Below are 306 nucleotides of genomic sequence, written 5' to 3'. Positions count from 1 at the left end.
CGGTGGAAGGGCGGGTAGGGGACACCGCCCGCGCAGCGGCAACGGCCAGGGCACACTGGGGCGGTGCTCGAGACCTCCGCGCGGCTGCTCCGGCTGCTCTCCCTCCTCCAGGCCCACCGCGAGTGGACCGGCGCCGACCTGGCCGAGCGGCTCGGGGTCACGCCCCGGACCGTGCGGCGGGACGTCGACCGGTTGCGCGGTCTCGGCTACCCCGTGAACGCCAGCCCCGGCACCGGCGGCGGGTACCAGCTGGGCGCGGGGGCGGAGCTGCCGCCGCTGCTGCTCGACGACGACGAGGCCGTCGCG

1 protein-coding gene is annotated in these 306 nt (G+C 78.1%); it reads left to right on the top strand.

Translation table 11 applies throughout. The features are described 5' to 3' along the window. Positions 1-63 precede the first annotated feature (63 nt). Positions 64-306 (top strand): helix-turn-helix transcriptional regulator (locus VR44_RS39870; protein WP_045952590.1); only part of this gene is annotated, 243 nt, incomplete at its 3' end.

The sequence above is a fragment of the Streptomyces katrae genome, assembly GCF_000966975.1.
Lineage (GTDB): Bacteria > Actinomycetota > Actinomycetes > Streptomycetales > Streptomycetaceae > Streptomyces > Streptomyces katrae.
Note: the sequence above shows the minus strand (reverse complement) of the source record. Positions and strands in the feature narration are given on the sequence as shown.